Genomic DNA, 25065 nt, shown 5'->3' on the forward strand with positions numbered 1-25065 from the left:
GGGTCAGGCGACTCAGACGGCTGCGGCCAGTTGTCGTGCGTAGTACACGCGACCGGAGACGTCGCTCATCGCCCAGGGTGAGGTCGCCGGGATGTTGGTGACGTGCATGACGCCGCCCGCCCCCCGGACCCGCACCTGGATGTAACCCGTCGTGCGCCGCTCTTTCATGAGCAAGAACAGCAGACTCAGAAAGCAGACCAGAAAGAACCCGACCAGCGCCAGCACCAGGCCCGTCTGCGACATCTGTTCGGAGGACACGGACATGTCGGTGACCTCCCACTGCGAACCCGCGAGTGGGAATGTGCCCGACGGCGTGATCACGTAGTGCTGCGTGCACGTGATGTCGCCGATGACCACCAGCGGCGGTTCGGGCAGCGCTGCGGCACCCGCGTCGACGTAGGGGCCGCCGTACGCGGGAGCCGGACCGGCGCTCGGGAATTGGGCCGGATGCGAGTAGTCGGCAGGAGTCGGCACGAATCCGGGGCTGGAATCGTACGCGTTCGGCTGAGGTGGCAACGGACGTGTGCCGTGATCGTCACTGCCCGGGTAGGTCATCCAGCAATGGTGGCATACGCGTGTGTGTTTCGGGTCAGGTGGCGTTGCGCTCGTCTTCGAAGGCCTCGAGCACCTCGTCGACGGTGTCGTCGTCCCCGACGAACTGCTCCGGATGGGCGCCCTCGGACATGAGATGCCGCCAGTTGAGGGGGTCGAACTCGACCGGCGCGTGGCGCGAGATGAAGTCGATGACGACTCGGCAGAAACGCTCCGGATCGTCATGGAACGGGAAATGGCCTGACCCGGTGAAGGTCTCGAACTCGGAGTGGGGGATCGCCGAATGCGCCAGTTCACCGTGGTGGTGCGGGATCACGATGTCCCGGTCACCCCACACGAGCAGGACCGGCAGGCGCTCGGTGAGGTAGCAGCGGTCGAGCATCGTGACGGATTGCCCGCGCCAGTCGACGACGGCGCGCAACGTGCGGAGGAAGGCTGCCGATGCGGTCGGGTCGGCGAGCCCGCCGAGGACCCGCATGAGGTCCTCGTGGTCGGCCAGGAGATGTTCGGGTGTCGCCGAGGACGGGAACAGGGGCGGCGCCGGAGCGGCGACGATCGCTTTCGCGAGTGTCGTGAGACCCGGGACCACGCCGGGGACGCGGAGCACCGACAGCACCTGCGGGACGACGGGCAGCGAGAACAGCCGCAGGGCGGGGTTGACGTCGCGGGTGACCCCGCCGGCCGCGACCAGCACCAGGCGCTCGACGAAGCGCGGAAACTGATAGCAGAACTGCATCGCGACGCCGCCACCCAGTGAGTGGCCCACGACCGTCACCTTGCTGATCCCCAGGACGACGAGAAGGTCGCGCATCCCGTTGGCGAAGGCGGGCACCGAGTAGTCGGCGCGGGGCTTGTCGGAGTTCCCGTGCCCGAGGAGGTCGGGCGCGATGACGGTGTAGTGCTGCGCGAGGATCGGGATGACCTCGTCCCACGTCGACGAGTTGTCGCCGATGCCGTGGATGAGCAGCAGCGCGGGACCGCTGCCGGCGATCCGGTAGGCGCGGCGGTAGCCGTGAATGGTGTGGTAATCGACGCGGACGTCGGTGCGGGCCACCGTTCGCAGCGTCGGGCCGGTTACGGTCGGGGACGAATCCCGATGCGTGGTGGGCACTGCGTCTCCCCTCGGTGTCGCGCGTGCGGGCGTCAGGTCGCGTCCTCGGCGACGGACCGGTACACGGCCGCGGCCGTCGTACTCCTCAGACGTCGAGTAAACCGCATCCCCGGCCGCCATGCGCGTCGGGTCCGGGCGGGGTCGGGGTTACCGGGGGCTGAACGATTGCCGACGCCCAGCCGGTGGAGCCGGTCACCGTACTCCACTGGGCATTCCGCCCCACTACTGTGGGATTCGATGAATCCCTTCGACATCGAGTCATTCGTGGCCACCGGTGGCCTCATCGGTCTCTGCGTGCTGATCTTCGTGGAGACCGGAATCCTGGTCGGCTTCATCTTTCCCGGTGACTCGGTGCTCTTCACAGCCGGCGTGTTCGCGGCGCAACCCGATCCCTTCGCACCGCTGTGGCTGCTGTGCCTCGCCGTGCCGCTGGCAGCGATCATCGGCGACCAGTGCGGTTACTTCATCGGCCGCCGGGTGGGTCGTGGTGTCGTCGAGGGCAAGCTGATGCGCACCATCGGACCCGAGTACCTCGCCAAGACCAACCACTACTTCGATCGCTTCGGCCCGCTCACCGTGTTCTTCGGCAGGTTCATCGGCATCGTCCGCACTCTCACCCCGCTGGTCGCCGGGTTCAGCGGCATGCCGCACCGCACGTTCACCTTCTTCAGCGTGCTGGGCAGTTTCGTCTGGGCGGCCGGGATCATCCTGCTGGGCTACTTCCTCGGCAACGTCCCGGTCATCCGCGACAACATCGAGATCTTCATCATCGCCTCGGTGTGCACGATCGTCATACCGACATTCATCCATCTGGCGCGGCGGTGGCGGATCGCGCGGCGGGACCGGCGAGCGGACCGCTCGGAAGCCGCGTAGGCGTCGGCGCCCTCGGCATCCGGAACATCACCGGAGGAACGGCTCCTCCCGGTGCGCGGGACCTCCGGAGAAATCGTCGGCGATGGTGGCCGCCAGCTCGACGAAAGAACGCTTCGTCGGCTTCGACATCAGTTCCAGGTCCACATCCGCGCCTTCGGCGAGGTGATCGTCGAACGGGACCTTGTGGACGGCGCGGCATCGCGTGAGGAAGTGCTGGCCCAGCTGGTCGGTGTCGATGGTCGACGAACCGGGCCGCGACGAGCTCAGGACGACGACGGCCCGCGAGACGAGATGTCCGAACCCGTGCGCCTCCAGCCAGTCGAGGGTGGCCCCGGCGCTGCGAGCACCGTCGAGAGCAGGAGAGCTGACGAGGATGATCATGTTCGCGAGATCGAGGACGCCGTTCATCGCCGAGTGGCTCAGGCCGGTGCCGCAGTCGGTGATGATGATGTTGTAGAACCGCTGGAGCACGGTGATGACGCCCCGGTACTCCTCCTCGTTGAACGCCTCGGCCATCGCCGGATCTCGCTCGGAGGCAAGGACTTCGAGTCGGCTCGGGGCCTGCGAGGTGTGTGCCCGGACATCGGAGTAGCGGTAGACGTTCTCGTCGGCGAGCAGGTCGCGGACCGTCGACCGTGTCTGTTGCGGAATCCGTTGTGCGAGTGTACCGAGGTCGGGATTGGCGTCGACGGCGATGACGCGGTCGCCGCGCAGCGAGGCGAACGTGGAGCCGAGGCCGACGGTGGTCGTGGTCTTGCCGACGCCGCCTTTGAGTGACAGCACAGCGATGCGATAGTCCCCACGGACCGGCCGGTTCACACGTTCGAGCAGCTGCTGGTATTCGATGTCGCCCTGCGACTCTCCGGGATTGATCGCACCGGCCGACAACGTGTGCACCGCGCGACGCCAGCCGCGGCTAGGGGCACGACGGGCCTTGCGGATCAGCGCGACCTCGTCGAGCGACGGGCCTCCCGGCGGCGGCCCGTATCCGTGCTGCATCGGCTGTCCGGGGAAGGGCTGTCCAGGGAAGTTCGGGGCAGGGCCGGGGCCGGGACCGACCGGAGCGGGACCCGGGTGTGGGGGCGGTTGGTGAGCGGTGACCGGCATCGACTGGTGAGCAGGTCCCGGATCGCCCGGATGAGACGCGGGCGGGACGGGCGGCGGAGGAGCCAAGCGCGGGTCGACGGGGTGCGGCGATCCTCCGGACGCCGGTGCCGGCCCGCTGAACTGGTCGGGGCCGAAGTGATCCGGGCCGAGGTGATCCGATCTGGGGCCGGGCGGAACGTGCGGCGGCCACGGGGCAGCGGTTGGATTCGTCGGCGGCGGAAACTCGGGACGGAAGTGTGGCGACGGAGCCCCGCCGGCCGGATGGGGATCGGCGGGCGCGGCTCCGGGATACGTCGCCGGGCCGAATTCGTGGACAGGCGGGTGTGGGGAGTCGTGTTGATCGGACATCGGAGCGACGCGGCCGGCGTCGGCCTCGGGTCGCGGGGGAGTCGGTGCGCCGGCGGGTGATCCACTGTCATTCGGATGAGCGGACGGCCGGGTCGGCGGTGGCGGCCCGGAATCGGCCGGCGGCGGCGCGAACTGCAGCCACGGCGGCGGCGCAGGCGCGTCGGCATTCGAGCCGTCGGCCCCAGGTCCGTCGGGCCTCGTGGGGTTCTCATACGTCATCGGGGAATCCTCTGGTCAAGCGGCCGGGCGCCGATCGCGACAGGCTGCGAGTTCGGCGAGGCGTGCAGCGAATCCACCCCGTTTTGTCGATCAACCCCGGCTGCGTCCTGCGGCAGTCTACCGAAGCCCGTCGACCTGGTCCGGACGAGATCCACACACCGTCTCAGGGCATACGTTTGGCATTGCGTATCGCTGGTGTGGTGGCGTTGAGGTGAGTATGGCAGTATCAGGCACTCACACATGTGCGCAGCGGGGTGCGCGGATCTTCACCGATCCGCATGTGGGAGGTCTGCTTCCGTCGAACGAGAATTCGATGGAACCGAAAGGGGCCCCGGCTGCGTCATATTCGGCGTGAAGGGGGTGCAGCTTTCCATGACCTACTCCAACGATCCTCGGGATCCCGTCGACGGTGACGCCGACGACCCGTGGGCGGTGATGCACGAGTACACGACCGCTCGATCCCGATCCGGCGGGCTCGGCGTCCGAACCACCGCCCAGGGCCTGCCCGTATCGGTCCGTATCGAACCGTCTGAGCTCGCCAAGGACCCGGCTCTGCTCGCCGGTGACATCCTCCGACTCTGTCAGCAGGCGGCGACGTCCGCGGGAATCCGGCTCCGCGAGAACCTCCTTGCCGCCGGCATCGACCGTGACCTTGTGCAGGAGATGCAGCTGCCCCGCCCGGACGATCTCGCGCGAGCCGAATGGCGCGACGACGAGGAAGCCGACGCCCCCGCGTCGTGGTTGCAGCGATGACCTGGGGAATGGACGAACTCGAGGCGCGCGCGCAACGGCAGCTCGACGGCCTGCACGAGTTCCAGGAGAAACTGCGCGGGATCTCGGTGCGGGAGACGTCGTCCGACGGGCTGGTCACCGCCGAGGTGGACGGCAAGGGCGCGCTCGTCGACCTCGAATTCGCCTACGGCGCCAACGAACTCGGTGCGAGCCGCCTGGCCGACCAGGTCGTGACGACCGCCGCGCTGGCCGCGCAGAAGGTCTACGCCCGGATCGCCGCGGTGACCGAGGAGTTCAACGAGTCGTTCGGCGACATGCTGGCCGCTCGTCCGGCCGAATGACGGGTTCGGCCGACACGGAATCGTTTCATCAGACTCACGAGAACGAGGGGGTTCGAGAATGACGGACGTCAAGGTGACGCCGGAGGTGCTCGAGGGCTTCGCCGCAACGAACGCTGCGATGGCGACCGCGGTCGGGACCGCGGGTTCCATCGACGCCGCGGCCAACACGGCAGCGATGGTCCCCGTCTTCGGGCTGATCGGCCAGGAGTTTCTCGCCGCGTTCATCGCGGCGCAGGCCAGTCATCTCATGTCGGTGGGCCAGCTGGCGGCCGTACACGCAGCCACCGCCGCGTCCACCGCGGCGGGTCTCGCCGAATTCGAGGGCACCGATGCCTCGAGCGCCGCGGCCATCCGCTCGGTGCTGTGACGGTTCCACCGCAGATGCCGGCACCACCCGGCATCCCCGATGTGCCGGCCCTGAACCACATGACGGTGCAGCAGATGATCGAGGCGACACCGCTCGGGCCGATCCTGGACCGAACCGTCGCAGACGTGCTCGGCGGGATGGGGTTGCCGCCGCTGCCCGTTCTGCCGCCGCTGCCGCCGCTGCCGGGACTGCCTCCGCTGCAGCCGCCGAATCTGGACATGTTCATCAAGCCGATGACCGATCTGCTGGGTGGTTTCGGCACCGGTGACCTCTCCGGCGGCGGCTTCGACCCGACGGTCATCTTCGAAAGCCTCACCAAGGTGCTCGAGACGTCGATGACGATGGGGCAGAGCGCACTCAAGCTCGCCGACCAGTTGTGGACCGGGCAGGGTGCGGTGAGTGCCGGCGCCAAGACCGCGGAAGCAGGTGCCAACAGTTCGTCACTCGCGACGCAGGGCTCCGGGATCTCGCTGGACACCAAGACCGCTGCCGCCATCGTCGCGAAGGGGCTGGCGGTGGTGCAGGGGATCATCGCGGCAACAGTCGCAAAGATCACCAGCATGGCGGTCCCCATGATGATGACACCGGCGGTCGGCGCGGGCTTCGCGGCTGCGGCCGGGTTCGCCTCCATCGGACTGTCGCAGGCGACCGCCGCGGTCGCCGTGACCCGGGCCGAACTACTCGGCCCGACAACTGCCATGGCGGTGAACGGAGCACCGGTCGCGGTCACCGGCGCACCCACGGCCGGCGCCGGACAATCGCCGTTCACGCTCGCGAGTTCCATTCTCGACGTCGTGTCGCCGGCCATGTCCACAGCCACCGAGTTGCCGACCTCCCTGATGCAGCCGATCAGCAAGATGCTGAACGTCGATCACGAATCGCCGGCCGTGGTCCCGGCCGCGCTGTCACCGAAGTCCAGAGGCGGCGGTGGCGGCGGTGGGGGAGGCGGCGGTGGTGGCGGCGGCATCGGCGGCGTGGGTGGAGTCATGACGCCGCTCGGTGCTTCTCGGCCGACCGTCCCGACGAACTTCTCCCTCGGCGAACCCGCCCTCGGGGGATCGACGACGGCCAGAACCGTGACCGGACCCGCGGCGATGCCGATGGGCGGCGCGCCGATGGCCGGTGCCCCGATGGGTGCGGCCGGTGCGCGGGGCGCGGGCGCCGCAGAAGACCAGCACGCGGTCCCCGACTATCTGGTCACCGAGGACAACGGTCGTCGCGTGGTCGGTGAGTCACCCGAGGTCGCGCCGGCTGTCATCGGCTTCGACGAAGCCGCCGACAGCGATCCGAGTCCGGACATCGAACTCCGACTGGGCGTGCCCGGTCCGAAACGAAACGAGGAAGTATGAGCAACTCCCGACTCCGCGTCGAACCCGCCGAACTGATCTCGGCGGCAAGCGACCTCGACCGGATCGCCGATCGCCTCGAACTGGCGCTCACCGGCGCGGGCCGCGCACTCCCGGTCGCGGCCCAGGGCCGAGACGAGGTGTCGACCGCGGCCGCCGCGAGCTTCACCGCGGTCGCCGAGAAGTTCGAGACGGACACGGCGACGGGAGTCACGGAGATGCGGAAGATCGCCGCCGTCCTCCGAGCGCAGGCCGCCGGCTTCATCGAGGGCGATGCCGCGGCGTCGGACGCCTTCCGGGTGGCGCTCTAGTAGCGCCCGAAACATTCTGCGCAGCAGCGCCACTCAGCTCACACACCCACAATCCGCCGGCATCGAAGGGAGGCGCTCGTGATCGGCTTCACCGGAGTCAACTGGGACACCCGTCCGACCGAACAACTCGCCGCCGACCTCGGCGCGGGGCCCGGCCCCGCGCCGCTGGCGGAAGCCGGGCTGGCCTGGGCCGCCCTCGCCGCCGAGGTCGGGGAAGCGGGCGTCGAGTACGCGGCCGTGCTGGCACGGCTGGGCGCACACTGGCAGTCAGCCCACACAAGTGCGGCTTTCGAGAAACTGACGCGGTTGGCACCATGGTTCGCCGACGTCGCGGCCGAGGCCGTCGAGAATGCGGCGCGCGCCGAATCGCAGGCCGCAGCCATCACCGTCGCGCGGCTCAACATGCCCGACCTCGCGGAGGTCGACGTCGTCGAGAAGTTGCATGAGATCGCCACCACGGCCACGGCGGTCGCCCCGATCATCGCCGGCGCCGCCGCCCAGGCCGAGCGCGCGGTCGCGCACCAGCGCATGCGCGCCGCGCGGGTGATGCAGACGTATGAAAACGCCACCGAATCGGTTGCCGCGCCATGGGAATCGGCACGGCCGGCGCCGGTGCTGGTGTCCGGTGACCCGCTCGCTGCCGAGCAGGCGGCCGCAGCGCGTGCATCGGCACCACCGCTGCCGACTCCGGCGTCCGCGGCGCCTCCCGGTGCGGTGACGCCCGTGGGCTTCGGGGGAGTGTTCGTACCGCCGCCCGAGAAGCTCAAGTACGCACCGACCATCGTGGCGAGCAGCTCACCGCAGGTCACCACCACGACGCCCGGCGGGGCGCCGGCCACGTCGGCTCCCGGTCCGGGTCCCGGCGTACCACCTCCGGTGGCCCCCGGCGTCGCCGCGGCAGACCGCGGTGCAGTCGTTCGCACGGTCGCCGCTGATCTCGACTCGCCGGACGCACCGACGTCCTCGGCGAGCGAAACGACGGAGCAGACGGCCACGTGGGCCGATCTGGCCACGTCGGATCGCCCTGCCGCACATTATGTCTCGGAGCCGGACACCGACCTCCGTCCGGATGTCGATCCCCGATACCTATCGGAGACGCTCATGCTCGGCAACCCGGGTGAGCGCCGATGATGCCGATCACGAACGACGCCGGGCTGCTCGTCGACGCCGCGGTCCTGCGCAGGCTGGGCGAACGCTTCGGGGTCCAGACCTGGCCGGTCGTTCTCGATCTGGGCGACGTCGCCGAGAATGACGGCGCTGACACGGAATCCGTTACGACCGCCGACTCCGACTCGGACTCCGAAGCCGACGCGACGATCGAGGCACTCGGACTCGTCGAGCACGGCGAGCCGTCGGCGTGGGCCGCGACGGTGCTGAGGGTGCTGGCGCAACCATGGCGCGAGATCGAGATCCGATCGTTCTCCGACGGTGCCGTTCGCCGAATATGCCTGGCGCGCAACGGTCACCAGCATGTACTCGCGAAGCGAACCGGGCCGGGGGTCGACATCACGGTTGTCGACGTCGGCGATGTGGCGGAACTCGCCGGCATCGTGCGGGCACAGTTCGACGCACCCGGATCCGATGCGTCGACGCCGGCTGACTTCACGGCCTTCGCGGCTCCGTCCGACGAGGTGGTCGACCGGCTCGGCCGCTGTCGGACGGGAATCGAGACGACCGACGCCCTGCACGCGCTGGGAGCGACTCCGGCGGATGCCGCCGTCGTGTCGGCCGCCTTCGCGTCGTGCCGGACGCGCACCGAGATCGTCGCCTCGATGAACGAGGACGGACGATTCGCTCAATCTTCTGGAGCTGTGGCGGTTTTCGACACCGAGCGGGGTCGAATCGTGTCCAGTCCCAGCAAGTCCCCGGACGGTCGGGTGTGGACCACCTTCTCGCCGGGAACGGGTCATCGAATCGCACAGGCGGTCAGCCTGTTGATAGAGACCCTGCCCGACGGGAAATGGATGCCATGATCCGCATCGGGGGATTCCGCGGAACAGACCGCCGCGGGAATCAACTGTCAGGGGTATCTGTGTCACGGATACCAACGGGGGCATCGCCAAACGGTGCCGTTACACAGGAGGAGCACTCATGCTGAACTTGCCCGGAGCAGGCGGCGGCGCCGGCGTCACCGTGAACGTCGCGGACGGACAGGCCACCGCAGCCAAGGTCGGCAGTCTCGTCGAGGACATGAAGGCTGTCATCAACCAGATCGCGCAGCACGCCGGCAATGCGACGCCGACATGGCAGGGCTCGGCCGGCGTCGCGTTCGACGGAACGCACACCGACTGGAACAAGGCCGCGCTGACGATGAACCAGCTGCTGGAGCAGATCAAGACCCAGCTCACCAACGGCTTCGCCGGCTACGAGGACCAGGACGCGGCTGCGGCGCGCGGATTGAACACCAGCGTCTGACACCGGCGTCTGACCACGGCCTGCCTTCTCAACTCCACGTTCTGCGAAAGGAACATCCATGAACGGCTCGATCAATTACGACTTCGCCGCTCTCGGCGATCTCAGCGGCGGCCTCCGGGCTGCCTTCACCCAGCTCGAGGACCTCAACTCTCAGCTCAAGGCGCAGGTCGCCGCGCTCGACGGGAACTGGAACTCGCAGCAGGCCAAGGCTGCCTACGTCGACGCGCAGGGCGCGTTCGATCGAATCTTCACCCAGTCTCGTGACTCGCTGACCTCGCTCGAGCAGGGTGTGAGCAACGCCAGCCGCGTCATGCAGGACACCGACGCAGCGATCGGAACGGGTTTCCGCGGTCTCGTCTGACCGCCGAAGCCTCGCACTGCCCAGACGCCAGACGGGGACCCCACCGGGCACGCGCCCGAAAGGGTCCCCGTTCGCTTCGCCCGCCTCCCAGGGCGGGCACAACGGCGTCGGTCAGGAGCCGTCCCGAGGTTTCCGGTGTCGGGCAACTGGGAAAGGTGCTTCGCACGTCGACTGACACGCCTTTGCGGATGTGCTTCGATCCGAACATCGTTCGGATAGCGTAGGCATTCGCTCCAGGCGAGTTCGTCCTCGTCGCACGACCGCGGGTGGGCCAGTGACTCTGGTTCCGCCGGACCATGGGAGGACCCGATGAGTAGCCCGTTCAGGCGCGTCAAGTCGGTCGAGCAATCGATCACCGACACCGACGAACCCGATACCAAACTCCGCAAAGACCTCACCTCGTGGGATCTGACCGTCTTCGGTGTGGCCGTCGTGGTCGGCGCCGGAATCTTCACTCTCACCGCGCGCACGGCGGGCAATCTCGCCGGACCCTCGGTGTCGTTGGCCTTCGTGCTGGCCGCCATCGCGTGCGGACTCGCCGCCCTCTGTTATGCCGAATTCGCATCGACGGTGCCGGTCGCCGGTAGTGCGTACACCTTCACCTTCGCGACGTTCGGCGAATTCATCGCCTGGATCATCGGGTGGGACCTGATCCTGGAGTTCGCGTTGGCGGCGTCCGTGGTCGCCAAGGGGTGGTCCCTCTACCTGGGCAACATCCTCGGGACGTCGGCATCCATCGAGATCACCGACTCCATCAGTTTCGACTGGGGTGCGGTCCTGCTCATCGCGGTCTTGACGGTCCTGCTCGCCCTCGGAACCAAGTTGTCGTCGCGGGTGTCGCTCGTCATCACGACGATCAAGGTCTTCGTCGTCCTGCTCGTCATCGTTGTCGGCGCCTTCTACATCTCGGCGAAGAACTACGACCCGTTCGTACCCCCCGCTGCTCCGCCGGCCGAAGGAGAGTCGGGTCTGCACCAGACGCTGTTCTCGGCGATCACGGGTGCCGAGGGCAGCACCTTCGGGTGGTACGGCCTGCTCGCCGCCGCGTCGCTGGTGTTCTTCGCCTTCATCGGTTTCGACGTCGTGGCGACCACCGCCGAAGAGACCAAGAATCCGCAGAAGGCCATGCCCCGCGGCATCCTCGGATCCCTTGCGATCGTGACCGTTCTCTACGTCGGCGTCAGCCTGGTCGTCTCCGGCATGGTTCCGTACCCGGAACTGGCCGACAAGACGGACCCGGCGACCGGTGAGGTGTCCGGGTCGACCCTCACCACCGCGTTCGAGTATCACGGGGTGACCTGGGCCGGCTGGGTCATCAACCTCGGTGCCCTCGCCGGTCTGACGACGGTCGTCATGGTGCTGATGCTCGGCCAGACCCGCGTCGGATTCGCGATGGCCCGCGACGGCCTGCTGCCCCGATCGCTTGCCCGTACGGGCAAGCGCGGGACCCCCGTGCGATTCACCATCCTGGTCGGTGTCGTCTCGGGCGTGCTCGCGGCCTTCTTCCCGATGGGGACGCTGGAGGAGATGGTCAACATCGGCACGCTCTTCGCCTTCGTGCTGGTGAGTGTCGGAGTCATCGTCCTGCGCCGGACCCGGCCCGATCTCGAGCGTGGCTTCCGCGTGCCGCTCGTCCCGCTGGTACCGATCCTGTCGATCCTCGCGTGCCTGTGGCTGATGCTGAACCTGTCGGTCGAGACCTGGATCCGGTTCGTCGTGTGGATGGTCCTCGGCGTCGTCGTGTACTTCGCCTACGGCTATCGCAAGTCGGTCTTCGCGCGAAGGGAGCGCGGGGAGCTGGTGGGCGAGGTCGATGCGTCTGCCCACGGGGTCGCCGCCGACGACGGTCCCGCGCGCGGTAGCTGAATCCGACGCCCCTGCCCCTCGGAACCGGCCGGTCGTTCCGATAGCCTGGATCGAACGCATTCGCGCCTGCATCATCAGGCGCCCGACGCGAACGACAAGGGGATCAGATGACGACTGCTCAGGACGAGCTGAAGGCCGACAGCCGCAACGGAATCGACTACAAGGTTGCCGACCTGTCCCTCGCGGACTTCGGCCGCAAGGAGATCGAGCTCGCCGAGCACGAGATGCCCGGACTCATGGAACTGCGACGCGAGTATGCAGACGTGTTGCCGCTCAAGGGGGCTCGGATCTCCGGCTCGCTGCACATGACCGTGCAGACCGCCGTTCTCATCGAGACCCTGACCGCGCTCGGCGCAGAGGTCCGCTGGGCCTCGTGCAACATCTTCTCCACCCAGGACCACGCCGCCGCGGCGATCGTGGTGGGCCCGAACGGCACCCCGGAAGAGCCGAAGGGTGTGCCGGTCTTCGCCTGGAAGGGCGAGACCCTGGAGGAGTACTGGTGGGCGGCCGAGGAGATGCTGACCTGGCCGGGTGAACCGGCGAACATGATCCTCGACGACGGCGGTGACGCGACGATGCTCGTGCTGCGCGGCGCCGAATTCGAGAAGGCCGGCGTGGTCCCGCCCGCCGAGGACGATCATCCGGCCGAGTACAAGGTGTTCCTCGAACTGTTGCGCAAGCGCTTCGAGACCGACAAGGGCAAGTGGACCGCGATCGCCGAATCGGTCCAGGGCGTCACCGAGGAGACCACCACCGGCGTTCTGCGCCTGTACCAGTTCGCCGCCGCCGGCGATCTCGCCTTCCCGGCGATCAACGTCAACGACTCCGTCACCAAGTCGAAGTTCGACAACAAGTACGGGACCCGGCACTCGCTGATCGACGGCATCAACCGCGGCACCGACGTCCTCATCGGCGGCAAGAAGGTGCTGATCTGCGGTTACGGCGACGTGGGCAAGGGATGCGCGGAGTCGCTCGCCGGCCAGGGCGCCCGTGTCCAGGTCACCGAGATCGACCCGATCAACGCACTGCAGGCGCTCATGGACGGCTTCGACGTCGTCACCGTCGAGGACGCGATCGGCAACGCCGACATCGTCATCACCTCGACCGGCAACCTCGGCATCATCACCCTCGAGCACATGCGGGCGATGAAGCACCAGGCGATCCTCGGCAACATCGGTCACTTCGACAACGAGATCGACATGGCCGGGCTCGAGCGGTCGGGTGCCAAGCGCATCACCGTCAAGCCGCAGGTCGACCAGTGGATCTTCGAGAACGGCAAGTCGATCATCGTGCTGTCCGAGGGGCGCCTGCTCAACCTCGGCAATGCGACCGGCCACCCGTCGTTCGTGATGAGCAACAGCTTCTCGAACCAGGTGATCGCGCAGATCGAGCTGTGGACGAAGAACGACGAGTACGACAACGAGGTCTACCGTCTGCCCAAGCACCTCGACGAGAAGGTTGCGCGCATCCACGTCGAGGCACTCGGCGGCACGCTCACCAAGCTCACCAAGGAGCAGGCCGAGTACATCAACGTCGACGTCGAGGGCCCCTACAAGCCCGAGCATTACCGCTACTGATCGTCAACGACACAAGGGGCGTCCCACCGAGGTGGGACGCCCCTTGTCGTATGGTGCCGGCGTCGTATGGTGCGGGTGCGGTCAGGTACGGATGTGGTCAGGTGCCGATGTCGGGTTCGGCGTCGGGGCAGTAGATCCACGAACCCTGCTCCTTGAGGAACCGTTCCCTCGACTTCTCCGAAGCCGTTCTCTCCGTGCCCTTCTCGAGGTGAGACACGACCTCGGACTGGGCGACGTTGCCGTCGAAGGCCGTGTCGAGGAAACCGTCGAGGACGATGTCGCCGCCGTCGGCGGGTGGTGCCTCGGTGACCCGATCGCGGGATTGGGTGCACACCGCGGCGCGCATCCGGCCGACGTCGCGCGCGTTGTGTGCCGTGATGTAGGCGAGCAACGCGGAGCGGATCTCGGCCAGCGCCGTGTAGTCGGTCGACCCCGGCTCCGATCCGGTCCCGCTCGGCGAGGGGTCGCTCGTGGTCGAGGTCGGGGCGGATGAGGGGCTCGACGTGCCGGCAGCCGCGGAGTCCTCCGACGACGATCTGGTCGCCACGACCGTCACCACGAGCGCGATCACCGCGACGACCGCGACGCCGCCGAGCACCCACGCGACGATCACCCCGGTGTTGCGGCGGGGCGGCGGTGGTGGCCCGGGCGGACCGCCGAAGCCCGGGGCGAGCGCGGGCGGCCCGTATTGTCCGGGAGCGAACGGCGGACGGCCATACGGAGCGCCGGGTGGCGGCACCGGGCCGCGGCCGGGCGGGGGGCCGTACCCGCGGGGGCCGGGCGGACCGGGATACGGACGTCCCGGACCCTGCTGACCGGGACGCTGCTGACCGGGACCCTGCTGACCGGGGCCGGGTGGGCCGTAGGGCGATGGCCCGCCACCAGGTGGAGGTGGCTGATAGGTCATGGAACGCCTTCCGAAATCGTTGGTCCAAGGCTATCGAAACCGCGCGACGGGAGCATCGATCGAGTCATTCGGTCGGTGCCGTCCGGCCTGCGCTCAGATGGAGGGCCAGGTCCTGGATGTTCTCGCCGTCGTAGCGGTACCAGGGTGACATCCACGCGGCGTCGGCGAGGTCGCGATACACGGCGTCGACGCGACGCTGGAGCGCTTCGTCCCGCTCGTAGGCGTCCCGGGCCCGTGTCGCATCCCGCTCGGCCCGCGCCGCGGCGCGCTGCATCGCGACCTCGGGGGAGACCCCGAGCAGTACGTGGCGGTCGGGGACGGGCATGCCGAATCGTCCGAATTCCAGGTCGACGACCCAGCGCACGACCTCACCGGCGGCGTCCTGGTCGAGCCGCGCCGCGTTGTATGCGGCGTTGGACGCGACATAGCGGTCGAGGATCACGATGTCGTGGGCGTCGGTCGCGGCCTGGATGTCATCGACCGCGCCGGCTCGGTCGAGCGCGAAGAGCAAGGCCATGGCGTACACGCTGTCGCTGAGATCACCGTGCGAACCGTGCAGGGCCTCGGCGGCGATGTCGGCGGTTGCCGACCGGCCGTAGCGCGGGAACGTGAAGGTCGCGACCCGCAGTCCGGCCGCCGACCACCGATCGATCAAACCGGTGACCAACGTGTTCTTCCCGGCGCCGTCGAGTCCTTCGACGGCTATCAATTGACCCACGCGGGGGAGTCTAGGGGGTTGGACCGATCGGGTCAGAACGTCCGTCCCGGCGCGTCGATCACCACGGTTTCATCACGGTGATGTCACCATTGACATCATGAAGCCCCGCATCCTTGTCGTGGACGACGACGCCGCGCTCGCCGAGATGCTGACGATCGTGCTGCGCGGCGAGGGTTTCGAGCCCTTCGTGGTGGGCGACGGCACACAGGCTCTGACCGCCGTCCGGGAGATCCGACCCGATCTCGTACTCCTCGACCTCATGCTGCCCGGCATGAACGGCATCGATGTGTGCCGGGTGCTCCGCGCCGACTCCGGTGTGCCCATCGTGATGCTGACCGCGAAGTCCGACACCGTCGACGTGGTGTTGGGACTCGAGTCCGGCGCCGACGACTACATGGTGAAGCCGTTCAAGCCCAAGGAACTCGTCGCCCGAGTACGCGCGCGACTGCGCCGGACCGACGAGGAACCCGCCGAGCTGCTGTCGATCGGGCCGGTGGAGATCGACGTCCCGGCGCACAAGGTCACGCGCGACGGCGTGCCGATCTCGCTGACCCCGCTCGAGTTCGACCTGCTGGTGGCACTGGCGCGCAAGCCCCGTCAGGTCTTCACCCGCGATGTCCTCCTGGAACAGGTGTGGGGATACCGGCATCCGGCGGACACTAGACTCGTCAACGTGCATGTCCAGCGGTTACGCGCCAAGGTCGAAACCGACCCGGAGAATCCCGAGGTCGTCCTGACGGTGAGGGGGGTCGGCTACAAGGCCGGCCCGCCGTGATCGGTCGATCTCGACGACGGGTCAACAGCACTCTCGGACGCTTCACCCGCACCGCCGGCGCTGTCGGACGTGCCTTCGGGCACATCTGGCGGCGCTCGCTGCAGTTGCGGGTCGTCGTGTCCACGTTGGTGCTGTCGGTCGTCGTGCTCCTCATCCTCGGCTTCGTTCTGGTCACCCAGATCACCGACCGGCTGCTCGACGTCAAGCTGGCCGCGGCGACCGAGGAGATCGACCGGGCCCGCATCTCCGTGGAACGTGACCTCTCGAGCGGTGCGGGCAACATGTCGGTGCAGAACCGACTGCGTCAGACGCGATCGCTGCTCACCGACCGAGATGCCGACACCGGCCAGGCGTCGGGCGCGGTCGGTGCCTTCGACACCGTGCTGCTGGTGCCGGGAGGCTCCGACAACGGGGTCGCGAGCGGCGTCGGACCGACCGCCGAGGTGCCGTCGAACCTGCGTGACATGGTGCGCGGCGGGCAGGTGGCCTACCAGTACACCCAGGTCCCCGATGGGACGGGCGGGCGGGCGCCCGCGTTGATCGTGGGCAGTCCCACGAACGCCTCGGTGCCCGGCCTCGAGCTGTACCTCGTCTTCCCGCTGACCGCCGAACAGAACACGCTCGATCTGGTCCGCGGCACCCTGCTGACCGGCAGCATCGTGCTGCTCGGTCTGCTGGCCGCGATCGCCTGGCTCGTCTCGCGGCAGGTCGTCATCCCGGTGCGGTCGGCGTCGCGGATCGCGGTGCGGTTCGCCGATGGCCGACTCAAGGAGCGGATGCCGGTCCGCGGTGAGGACGACATGGCCCGGCTCGCGATGTCGTTCAACGACATGGCCGAGAGTCTGTCCAAACAGATCACCCATCTCGAGGAGTTCGGCGGGCTGCAGCGCCAGTTCACCTCCGACGTCAGTCACGAGTTGCGCACCCCGCTCACCACGGTGCGGATGGCCTCGGACGTGCTCTACGAGGGCCGCGAGGATCTGGACCCCGTCCGCAAGCGGTCGGTGGAGTTGCTCGACAAGGAGCTCGACCGTTTCGAGACGCTGCTCAACGAACTGCTGGAGATCTCGCGCCACGACGCCGGCATGGCCGAACTCGCCGCCGAACGCATGGACATGGCGATCCCGATCGACGGCGCCCTCGCCACGGTCGGTCATCTGGCCGAGGAGACCGGCACCGAGCTCGTCCTCGACCTGCCTGCCGAACCGGTCCTCGCCGAGATCGACCCGCGTCGCGTCGAGCGCATCCTGCGGAACCTGCTCGCCAATGCCATCGACCACGGTGAACGGAAACCGGTGACGCTGACCATGCGTTCGGATGGTGACGCGGTGGCGATCACCGTGCGCGATCAGGGCATCGGACTGCGTCCGGGGGAGGAGAAGCTGGTGTTCAACCGATTCTGGCGTTCCGACCCGTCGCGGTTCCGGCGCTCGGGCGGTACCGGTCTCGGGTTGGCGATCAGCATCGAGGACGCGCGCCTGCACCAGGGGAGGCTCGAGGCATGGGGCGAGCCGGGCAAGGGTGCGTGCTTCCGGCTGACCCTGCCGCTCGTGCGCGGGCACAAGGTCCTGGGCTCCCCGCTGCCGCTGAAGTCGGTGGGCACCCTGCAGCGCACGTCCGTGCCCAAGACGTCCGGCCGAGTTCCGGGCAGCCCGGGGGTGGGTGCGGAATGAGCCGGTCATCCCGGTCGGCCCGCGGTGTTCTCGCGCTGGCGTTGGCCGTCGCGGCGCTCCTCGTGGTCTCCGCGTGCGGCGCGATCCCCAACGACTCCTCGCCGCAACCCATCAAGTCGTTCGAGCGGGAGGGCGCCACCAACGCGGTCCCGGTGCCGCAGGCCGACATGGACCCCGAGGCGCTGGTGCGGGCCTTCCTCAAGTCCACGGTCGATCCCGACTCGGCTCATCGTGCAGCCCGGGCATTCCTGACCCCGGTCGCCTCCCAGCAATGGGACGATCGCGGCGACGCGCTCATCGTCGACGAGATCAACACCTTCGTCGACCAGCGCAACGAGGACTCGGTGCGGATGCGGCTGATCGGCGACAACGTCGGGACCCTCAAGTCCGACGGTCAGCTGCTCCCGGCGTCGGGGCGGGTGGAGACGAGCATCAGCCTCACGCGATCCGGTGATCAGTGGCGGATCGATGGTCCGTTGCCGAGCGGAACGATGATCGACCGCGACCAGTTCGACAACACCTACCGCCCGGTCTCGCTGTACTTCAGCGACCGAACCGGGCGCCGACTGGTGCCCGACCCGCGCTGGCTCTATGCCGGCCAGGCCACCGACCCCACCGTCCTGGTCAACCGTCTGATCGCCGGCCCCGCCTCGGATCTGGCGGCGGCCGTGGACAGCGGCTTCCCCAACGACGCCGCGCTGCGGGGCCCGGTCGTGGGTCTCGCCGGCGGCGGGGTGCGGGTGGACCTCGACGGCATCGGGAGCGCGCCGGCCCGTGATCGCGCCGTGCTCGCCGCCCAGATCATCTGGACTCTCGACGGCGCCGACATCTCCGGCCCCTATGTCATCGACGCCGACGGCGCCCCGCTGGCCGCCGAGCGGGCCTCCGGATGGCAGACCGCCGACGTCCGGGCCTTCGACCCCAACTCCGTGCCCACCACCGATGTCGGGCTGAACATCATCACCGGCGGAGCCCTGCGCGCGGTGACCGACACCGCGACGGTGCCCGTTCAGGGGCCGTTGGGTACCGCTCGCGACCTGCGTTCGGCGACCATCTCCGACAACGGGGCGCGGGTCGCGGCGGTCCGCGGCCTGTCCGGGCCCGATCGCAGGCTCGAGTTGGTGATCGGTGACTACGGCGGCGACATCGGTCCGATCGTCGGCGGCTCCTCGATCACCCGTCCGTCCTTCGGCGCCGACGAGAACACGGTCTGGGTCGTGGTCGACGGCAAGCCGATCCAGTGGCAACGCGACGACGACGGTACCCAGACGGTGCCCGTCGAGGCGTCGTCGATCCCGACGGTGGCCCGCGGTGCGATCACCGAGATGCAGGTGGCGCCGGACGGGGTGCGCGCGGCCCTCGTGGTCGGGGGACAGATCGTCTTCGCCGTCCTGTCGACCAACGCCGAGGGCGGGGTGTCGCTGACGAGTCCACGGATAGCCGCCTACAACATCGGCAACCGTGCGGTCTCGGTGGACTGGGCGTCGCCGACGACATTGATGATCGCGCGCGAGGCGCCGGAGTCGCCGGTCGTGCAGCTGTCGATCGACGGCACCCCGGCAGTGGGCCTGCTGAGCGGCAACGTGTCACCGCCGGTGCGGGCCGTGGTCGCCAACACATCCACGATCTACGTCGGTGATCAGCGCGGGGTCCTCCGTCTGGGCAGCAGCAACGGACAGCCCGACCAGTACTGGACCGAGGTCGAGCCGGCGATGATCGGCGGCGCGATCCCCGTTCTGCCCTGATCGGCAGACGGTCTCTGCGGCCGCCGGTCGGATCGAGAACGCATGCGACCTCGGCCGGTGCGCTCGACGCGGCGAGATCCGGGTCGAGAACGGTCCTCAGGCAGCGGCCAGCACCACGACCGCGACGACGTCGATCCCGTTCTCGGACAGCACGCGTACCGACTCGGCCGCGGTCGCGCCGGTGGTCAGTACGTCGTCGACCAGGATGGCGGTCGACCCTCGGGTCGGCGGGCCGCCAGCGTGTAGTCGCACCGCACCTCGAAGGTTCTGGGCACGGGCCCGGGCATCGAGTCCGGCGGAATCCCGTGCGGTCGCCGCCGTCCTCAGAAGCGGTGCCACGCGTACGCGTCGGCCCAGGACCGGCGCCGCATACGACGCCACCGCGGTGACCGGGTCGCCACCCCGCCGGCGCGCGGTCATCCGGCGTGTGGGGGCCGGGATCAACAGCATCCGGTCGGCGTCGGGGAGCTCGCCCCAGCCGGCGAGCACGCGGATGCCGCGGGCGAGTGCGGTGCCGAGCGGGCGCGCGAGGTCTCGGCGGTCGTGTTCCTTGATCTCGATGATCGCCTGCCGGTGCGGACCCCGATAACGGCCGAGCGCCCACACGGCGACGCCCGGTTCGACCCGTGGACGGGCGGCGATCGGAACGTCGGACAGGGCGTGTTCGCACCGCGGGCACCATCGGGTCCCCGGGCGCCGGCACCCACCGCAGAGGACCGGGAGCACGAGATCGGCCCCGGCACGGAAGATGCCCCACTGCCGTGTCACCCGCCGACGGTAGACCAACCCGATCCGGTGCGGCGGGTCCCGGCCGAGGCTGTGGACAACCGGCGCGGGGGGCTCGGCCGGGACCTTCTACCCCGATCGTCCCGACATGCCGACGCGGCGCCGCAAAACGTGGCCGATACCGGAACTTGCGGCTACGGTCGGGGGTACAGCAGGTTGCCGGCGGCCCTCGAGGCCGGCGCCGGCCACGACCGCTTTTGCCGGGAGGTGATGCCCCTGTAGCCAGAGTGTCAGCTGTCAGCTGACATGGACACATCCTCGGTGCCGTTCGAATCATCAGTGCGACAACAGATCACGATGACTCAACCGGCTTCGGGACAATTCAGGAGGTAGTTGAATGTCCACAGTCATCCACCGCAAAGGCCAGCGCGAACCGAAGACCGCCGACCCACGGCCGACCGTGGAGGAGGGCCTCGCGCCCGACCGCCAGCCAGCCGAGAACGATTCCTACGATCCAGAGTTCGCCTTCGTCCGCCCACCGGGAACGGTGGAATCCGACGATCCCGCCGAACCCACAGCCAAGGTCGTGTTCAGCGGCCGCAACGTCGAGATCCCCGACCACTACCGCATCTACGTCGGCGACAAACTCGCTCGCCTCGAGCGTTTCGATCCGACCATCTACCGATTCGACGTCGAGCTGAACCACGAACGCAACCGGAGACAGTCCAAGTCCTGTCAGCAGGTGGAGATCACCGCGACGGGCAAGGGGCCGATCGTACGGGCGCAGGCCTGTGGCGAGAACTTCTACGCCGCGCTCGAACACGCGCTGGACAAGGTCGAGTCCCGACTCCGTCGCGTCAAGGACCGCAGGCGTGTCCACCACGGCAACCGTCGGCCGCTCTCGGTCGCCGAGGCCACCGAGATCGGTGCGCCACCCCTGCGCGACAACCAGTTGTCGGTCGACGGCCTCGTCGGTGATCCCGGGACGGACTCCGTCGACACGGCCGAACGGTGGGACGACGGTGTGGAGGAGTACACGCCGGGCCAGATCGTGCGCGTCAAGGAGCACACCGCGGTACCGATGACCGTCGACGACGCGCTCTACGAGATGGAACTGGTCGGCCACGACTTCTTCCTGTTCCACGACAAGGAGACCGACAAGGCGTCCGTGGTCTACCGCAGGCATGCCTTCGACTACGGCCTCATCAGATTGACGTGACCCCCGAGCGGCCCTGATCGGCGGTCACCGGTTCGGTCCCGAGCGAGGAACTCGGGACCACCTGACGGTCCGATCAGGGTCTGCTCAGCTCACCTCGCTACCATGGGATCCGGTCTGTGCGTTCGCGCGGGCCGGATTCCGTGTGTTTTCTACAGGTGAGGGACTCGATCCACGGTGCTGAACAAGCTGTTGCGTGTCGGCGAAGGCCGCATGGTCAAGCGACTCGATGCGATCGCATCGCACGTCGAGGCGCTGTCCGATGATGTCGAGGCGTTGACCGACGCCGAGTTGCGCGCCAAGACAGACGAGTTCAAGGAGCGGATCGCCGACGGGGCGTCGCTCGACGAGCTGCTGCCCGAGGCGTTCGCGGTGGCCCGTGAGGCCGCGTGGCGCGTCCTCGACCAGAAGCACTTCCACGTCCAGATCATGGGCGGCGCGGCGCTGCACTACGGGAACATCGCCGAGATGAAGACCGGTGAGGGCAAGACGCTCACCTGTGTGCTCCCGGCGTACCTGAACGCACTCTCCGGTGACGGCGTCCACGTCGTCACCGTCAACGACTACCTGGCCAAACGCGACTCCGAGTGGATGGGTCGCGTGCACCGGTTCCTGGGTCTGGACACCGCGGTGATCCTGACCGGGATGAGCTCGGCCGCGCGTCGGGAGGCCTATGCCGCCGACATCACCTACGGCACCAACAACGAGTTCGGCTTCGACTACCTGCGCGACAACATGGCGCATTCCCTCGAGGATCTCGTCCAGCGCGGTCACGCGTTCGCCATCGTCGACGAGGTCGACTCGATCCTGGTCGACGAGGCCCGGACGCCGCTGATCATCTCCGGTCCCGCCGAGGGGTCGAGCAAGTGGTACACCGAGTTCGCGCGGATCGCCCCGCTCCTCGAGCGCGACGTGCACTACGAGGTGGACATCAAGAAGAAGACGGTCGGCGTCCACGAGGCCGGCGTCGAGTTCGTCGAGGATCGCCTCGGCATCGACAATCTGTACGAGGCCGCCAACTCGCCCCTGGTCAGCTACCTGAACAACGCGATCAAGGTCAAGGAGCTGTTCCAGCGGGACAAGGACTACATCGTCCGCAACGGCAACGTCATGATCGTTGACGAGTTCACCGGGCGTGTGCTCGACGGTCGTCGCTTCAACGAGGGTCTGCACCAGGCCATCGAGGCGAAAGAGGGCGTCGAGATCAAGGCCGAGAACCAGACGCTGGCCACGATCACGCTGCAGAACTACTTCCGTCTCTACGAGAAGCTGTCCGGTATGACCGGTACCGCCGAGACCGAGGCCGCCGAGTTCGACCAGATCTACAAGCTCGGGGTGCTGCCGATCCCGACGAACAAGCCGATGATCCGCAAGGACCAGGGCGACCTCATCTACAAGACCGAAGAGGCGAAGTTCGCCGCCGTGGTCGACGATGTCACCGAGCGCCACGAGACCGGCCAGCCGGTCCTGATCGGTACAACCAGCGTCGAACGTTCGGAGTACCTGTCGCGCCAGCTCAAGAAGCGCGAGGTGCCGCACAGCGTCCTGAACGCGAAGTTCCACGAGCAGGAGGCGCAGATCATCGCCGAGGCGGGCCGGCTCGGTGCGGTGACCGTCGCGACCAACATGGCCGGTCGTGGTACCGACGTGGTGCTCGGCGGCAATCCCGACATCATCGCCGACACCCGGCTGCGCAAGGCCGGACTCGACCCGGTGCAGACGCCCGACGAGTACGAGGCCGCGTGGGACGAGGCCATCGAGGTCGCGCGCACCGGCGCGGCCAAGGAGGCCGAGGAGGTCCGCGCGGCGGGCGGGTTGTACGTGCTCGGTACCGAGCGACATGAGTCGCGTCGTATCGACAACCAGCTGCGCGGTCGTTCGGGCCGCCAGGGCGACCCGGGCGAGTCGCGGTTCTACCTGTCGGTCGCCGACGAACTGATGCGCCGATTCAACGGCGGTGCGCTCGAGGCGATCATGAACCGCCTGCCCGACGACGTGCCGATCGAGGCCAAGATGGTCACCAAGGCCATCCGTAGCGCTCAGACGCAGGTCGAGCAGCAGAACTTCGAGATGCGCAAGAACGTCCTCAAGTACGACGAGGTGATGAACGAGCAGCGCAAGGTCATCTACGCCGAGCGCCGCACGATCCTCGAGGGCGAGGATCACCACGAGCAGGTCAAGCAGATGGTCTCCGATGTCGTCGGGGCCTATGTCGAGGGCGCGACGGCCGAGGGATATGCCGAGGACTGGGATCTCGACGAGCTGTGGTCGGCCCTGCGCGCGCTGTATCCGATCGAACTCGATCCGAAAGATGTCGTCGGCGAGTCCGAATACGGTGAGCGCGATGACATCTCGGCCGAGGAGTTGCGCGAGAAGCTCGTCGACGACGCTCGTGCCGCATACGACGCCCGCGAGAAGCAGATCGACTCGATCGCCGGCGAGGGCGCGATGCGCCAGCTCGAGCGCAGTGTGTTGCTGAGCGTGCTCGACCGCAAGTGGCGCGACCACCTCTACGAGATGGATTACCTGCGCGAGGGCATCCACCTGCGTTCGATGGCGCAGCGTGACCCGGTCGTCGAGTACCAGCGCGAGGGCTTCGACATGTTCCACGGAATGCTCGAGGGCCTCAAGGAAGAGGCGCTGACCATCCTGTTCAACGCCCAGGTCCAGACCGAGCAGCCGGCCCAGCAGCAGCCGCTCCCGAGCGCGGCCGACCTGCGCGCGGCGGTGGGCGCGGGCGCCCCGGCCCCCGTGCCGGCGGCCCCGGTGGCCGAGTCCGGTGCACAGGCCCCGGCCGCCCTGCGGGCACCGGCGCAGTCGGGTGACCCGGCCGTCACGTACTCCGGTCCGGGCGAGGGCGGCGGAACGGTCGTGCACTCCGAGGAGGAGGAGCTCTCGGGCGCGGCGGAATCCGCCAGCCGACGTGAGCGCCGCGCAGCGGCCCGTGCGACCACCAAGGGGGCCCGGCCCAAGCCCCCGAAGTCCAAGAAGCAGCGCCGCTGACACGTGTTCTGACCGCCGGCGGTCGGCCCTGGTTCTCCGGGGCCGGCCGCCGGCGATTTTTTTTCGGACCATAGGGAACCGGGACGCCGCCTGGTGCGTCCAAGTCCCATGCACCCACTCCTCACGGGTCCTGAACCCGCCCCGGCCGGCACGTCCTGGCCGCACGTGTCCGGGCCGATGCAGACACCACGGGTGCGGGTTCGTCCCGCCCCGCCGTACGAGCCGGCCGGTCCGGTGGTGGCCGCCATGCCCGGCGTCGCGCCCTCGTCGACCGTCCGTCCGTTCCCGGCGTCCACACCTGGCACGGGTTCGGCCCGTAAGACCGCGTCGGCCGCCGCCGAGGCCCGCCGCTTCGCCGTGGCGGTGTCCCGCCTGCTGTTCGAGGTGGTGGACCGTCGCCGCTCGGTCACACATCTCGGTGATGTCGTGTCGCCGGCCGTCGCCGACCAGGTCGCGGCGCTTGTGCGGCACGACGCCTTCCGGGTTCCCGAGGCACACGCCGCCGCGGCGTCAGGAGCGGTGTCGACGCCCGCCGCGACGCAGGTCCCGACCGGGAACGTGCTGCGGCGGGTGCACGTCCAGTTGTGCGATCCCAGCGCCGCGGAGGTGTTCGGATCGTATGAGGGCGGGGGACGGACCAGGGCGTTCGCCGGGCGCATCGAGCGCAAGCCGATCCGGGTCCGAGGCGCCGGACCCGCCGGCCGTGGCTCACTGCGCCGTGTCGAGTACCGCTGGCAGATGATCGCGCTGGAATTCAACTGACGACACGCTCGTCG

The 25065-nt window shown here is 68.5% G+C and carries 24 protein-coding genes; 18 read left to right on the forward strand and 6 right to left on the reverse strand.

The window, feature by feature from the left end; all coding sequences use genetic code 11:
* Positions 1-12 precede the first annotated feature (12 nt).
* Both AB4Z55_RS09415 and AB4Z55_RS09420 read right to left on the reverse strand, forming a co-directional pair.
* Positions 13-555, reverse strand: coding sequence for a hypothetical protein (locus AB4Z55_RS09415; RefSeq protein WP_101820553.1), 543 nt, complete (start codon positions 553-555; stop codon positions 13-15).
* Positions 556-589: 34 nt separating this feature from the next.
* Positions 590-1663, reverse strand: a complete 1074-nt coding sequence (locus tag AB4Z55_RS09420) for an alpha/beta hydrolase (protein ID WP_354562962.1) — start codon at positions 1661-1663, stop codon at positions 590-592.
* A gap of 237 nt (positions 1664-1900) precedes the next feature.
* Between AB4Z55_RS09420 and AB4Z55_RS09425 the strand changes: the two genes are divergently transcribed.
* Positions 1901-2536: a DedA family protein gene (locus AB4Z55_RS09425; protein WP_004023528.1), complete on the forward strand. Its 636-nt coding sequence runs from the start codon at positions 1901-1903 to the stop codon at positions 2534-2536.
* Positions 2537-2563: 27 nt separating this feature from the next.
* On the opposite strand, the gene AB4Z55_RS09430 is transcribed toward AB4Z55_RS09425, so the two are convergent.
* Positions 2564-4210: an AAA family ATPase gene (locus tag AB4Z55_RS09430; RefSeq protein ID WP_369519609.1), complete on the reverse strand. Its 1647-nt coding sequence runs from the start codon at positions 4208-4210 to the stop codon at positions 2564-2566.
* Between the two features lie 372 nt (positions 4211-4582).
* Here AB4Z55_RS09430 and AB4Z55_RS09435 point away from each other — a divergent pair, with 372 nt between their 5' ends.
* The 11 genes from AB4Z55_RS09435 to ahcY all read left to right on the forward strand — a co-directional run bounded on the left by AB4Z55_RS09435 (position 4583) and on the right by ahcY (position 13526).
* Entirely contained in the window at positions 4583-4963 is a 381-nt protein-coding gene (locus AB4Z55_RS09435; protein WP_369519610.1) for a hypothetical protein, read from the forward strand.
* Between the two features lie 8 nt (positions 4964-4971).
* The gene (locus AB4Z55_RS09440; RefSeq protein WP_033205141.1) at positions 4972-5283 is read left to right on the forward strand and encodes a YbaB/EbfC family nucleoid-associated protein; all 312 of its coding nucleotides are present in this window, start codon (positions 4972-4974) and stop codon (positions 5281-5283) included.
* 58 nt (positions 5284-5341) lie between these two features.
* Positions 5342-5650: a type VII secretion target gene (locus tag AB4Z55_RS09445; protein ID WP_004023524.1), complete on the forward strand. Its 309-nt coding sequence runs from the start codon at positions 5342-5344 to the stop codon at positions 5648-5650.
* A gap of 14 nt (positions 5651-5664) precedes the next feature.
* Positions 5665-6999, forward strand: coding sequence for a hypothetical protein (locus AB4Z55_RS09450; RefSeq protein WP_369520994.1), 1335 nt, complete (start codon positions 5665-5667; stop codon positions 6997-6999).
* Positions 6996-7307: a PE family protein gene (locus tag AB4Z55_RS09455; RefSeq protein WP_004023522.1), complete on the forward strand. Its 312-nt coding sequence runs from the start codon at positions 6996-6998 to the stop codon at positions 7305-7307. The genes AB4Z55_RS09450 and AB4Z55_RS09455 overlap by 4 nt, the downstream gene beginning before the upstream one ends.
* Positions 7308-7385: 78 nt before the next feature.
* Positions 7386-8438 (forward strand): PPE domain-containing protein, encoded by a 1053-nt coding sequence (locus tag AB4Z55_RS09460; protein ID WP_369519611.1) that lies wholly within the window; start codon positions 7386-7388, stop codon positions 8436-8438.
* A complete protein-coding gene (locus AB4Z55_RS09465) occupies positions 8435-9280 on the forward strand; it encodes an ESX secretion-associated protein EspG (protein WP_369519612.1) in 846 nt (281 codons plus the stop codon). Before AB4Z55_RS09460 ends, AB4Z55_RS09465 begins: the two co-directional genes overlap by 4 nt.
* Positions 9281-9398: 118 nt before the next feature.
* Positions 9399-9722: a WXG100 family type VII secretion target gene (locus AB4Z55_RS09470; RefSeq protein WP_014927790.1), complete on the forward strand. Its 324-nt coding sequence runs from the start codon at positions 9399-9401 to the stop codon at positions 9720-9722.
* Between the two features lie 58 nt (positions 9723-9780).
* On the forward strand, positions 9781-10083 hold the full coding sequence (locus tag AB4Z55_RS09475) for a WXG100 family type VII secretion target (RefSeq protein ID WP_004023518.1): 303 nt from the start codon (positions 9781-9783) through the stop codon (positions 10081-10083).
* Between the two features lie 309 nt (positions 10084-10392).
* The gene (locus AB4Z55_RS09480; RefSeq protein ID WP_004023517.1) at positions 10393-11949 is read left to right on the forward strand and encodes an amino acid permease; all 1557 of its coding nucleotides are present in this window, start codon (positions 10393-10395) and stop codon (positions 11947-11949) included.
* 107 nt (positions 11950-12056) lie between these two features.
* Entirely contained in the window at positions 12057-13526 is a 1470-nt protein-coding gene (ahcY, locus tag AB4Z55_RS09485; RefSeq protein WP_101820560.1) for an adenosylhomocysteinase, read from the forward strand.
* A 97-nt stretch (positions 13527-13623) separates the two neighbouring features.
* Here the strand turns inward: ahcY and AB4Z55_RS09490 are convergent, their stop codons facing one another.
* Together AB4Z55_RS09490 and AB4Z55_RS09495 are read right to left on the reverse strand one after the other, a co-directional pair.
* Positions 13624-14433: a hypothetical protein gene (locus AB4Z55_RS09490; protein WP_248643247.1), complete on the reverse strand. Its 810-nt coding sequence runs from the start codon at positions 14431-14433 to the stop codon at positions 13624-13626.
* A gap of 64 nt (positions 14434-14497) precedes the next feature.
* Entirely contained in the window at positions 14498-15151 is a 654-nt protein-coding gene (locus tag AB4Z55_RS09495) for a dTMP kinase (RefSeq protein WP_248643246.1), read from the reverse strand.
* An 88-nt stretch (positions 15152-15239) separates the two neighbouring features.
* Here AB4Z55_RS09495 and mtrA point away from each other — a divergent pair, with 88 nt between their 5' ends.
* Genes mtrA through lpqB form a run of 3 tightly spaced genes read left to right on the forward strand, consistent with a single transcriptional unit; the run spans position 15240 to position 19344 of the window.
* The gene (gene mtrA, locus AB4Z55_RS09500) at positions 15240-15926 is read left to right on the forward strand and encodes an MtrAB system response regulator MtrA (protein WP_081487056.1); all 687 of its coding nucleotides are present in this window, start codon (positions 15240-15242) and stop codon (positions 15924-15926) included.
* Entirely contained in the window at positions 15923-17599 is a 1677-nt protein-coding gene (mtrB, locus tag AB4Z55_RS09505) for an MtrAB system histidine kinase MtrB (protein ID WP_248643245.1), read from the forward strand. The genes mtrA and mtrB overlap by 4 nt, the downstream gene beginning before the upstream one ends.
* A complete protein-coding gene (gene lpqB, locus AB4Z55_RS09510) occupies positions 17596-19344 on the forward strand; it encodes an MtrAB system accessory lipoprotein LpqB (RefSeq protein WP_239399342.1) in 1749 nt (582 codons plus the stop codon). Before mtrB ends, lpqB begins: the two co-directional genes overlap by 4 nt.
* Positions 19345-19440: 96 nt before the next feature.
* On the opposite strand, the gene AB4Z55_RS09515 is transcribed toward lpqB, so the two are convergent.
* A complete protein-coding gene (locus AB4Z55_RS09515; RefSeq protein WP_369519613.1) occupies positions 19441-20112 on the reverse strand; it encodes a ComF family protein in 672 nt (223 codons plus the stop codon).
* 355 nt (positions 20113-20467) lie between these two features.
* On the opposite strand from AB4Z55_RS09515, the gene raiA reads away from it, so the two are divergent.
* The 3 genes from raiA to AB4Z55_RS09530 all read left to right on the forward strand — a co-directional run bounded on the left by raiA (position 20468) and on the right by AB4Z55_RS09530 (position 25051).
* Entirely contained in the window at positions 20468-21289 is an 822-nt protein-coding gene (gene raiA, locus AB4Z55_RS09520) for a ribosome-associated translation inhibitor RaiA (RefSeq protein ID WP_064570067.1), read from the forward strand.
* A 174-nt stretch (positions 21290-21463) separates the two neighbouring features.
* Positions 21464-24289, forward strand: a complete 2826-nt coding sequence (gene secA, locus AB4Z55_RS09525; protein ID WP_004023508.1) for a preprotein translocase subunit SecA — start codon at positions 21464-21466, stop codon at positions 24287-24289.
* Positions 24290-24466: 177 nt separating this feature from the next.
* Positions 24467-25051 carry an Rv3235 family protein gene (locus tag AB4Z55_RS09530; RefSeq protein WP_369519614.1) on the forward strand — a complete coding sequence of 195 codons (585 nt, stop codon included), beginning with the start codon at positions 24467-24469 and terminating at the stop codon, positions 25049-25051.
* Positions 25052-25065: the final 14 nt, after the last annotated feature.

The sequence above is a fragment of the Gordonia sp. ABKF26 genome, from assembly GCF_041103195.1.
Classification (GTDB): Bacteria; Actinomycetota; Actinomycetes; order Mycobacteriales; family Mycobacteriaceae; genus Gordonia; species Gordonia terrae.